The sequence below is a fragment of the Pseudoalteromonas sp. MER144-MNA-CIBAN-0113 genome, from assembly GCF_040308965.1.
In the GTDB taxonomy this organism is placed as follows: domain Bacteria; phylum Pseudomonadota; class Gammaproteobacteria; order Enterobacterales; family Alteromonadaceae; genus Pseudoalteromonas; species Pseudoalteromonas tetraodonis.
The window spans coordinates 1-251 of sequence record NZ_JBEOOG010000490.1 but is presented as its reverse complement, the minus strand read 5'-3'; the positions used below and the strand labels follow the sequence as shown (position 1 = coordinate 251).

The 251-nt window shown below is 42.2% G+C and carries 1 protein-coding gene; it reads left to right on the top strand.

Annotated elements, in window-relative coordinates:
- The coding region (locus AAEY57_RS20630) for a mannitol dehydrogenase family protein (protein WP_502935514.1) at positions 1-251 on the top strand (251 nt) is incomplete at both ends.

Here is a 251-nt window from a genome sequence, read left to right as displayed (position 1 = left end):
CTATTACCGAAGGTGGTTACAACTTTAACCCTGCAACGGGCGAGTTTGATTACAGTAATCCAGATATTATTAACGACATTAATAACCCGAACGACCCAATTACAGCGTTTGGTTACATTTCTGCTGCGTTAAAACTGCGTAAAGAGCAAGGCTTAGGCGCGTTTACAGTACAGTCGTGCGATAACATTCATCACAACGGTAACGTAACACGCAAAATGCTTTTAGCCTTTGCTACAGAGCAAGACAAAGAC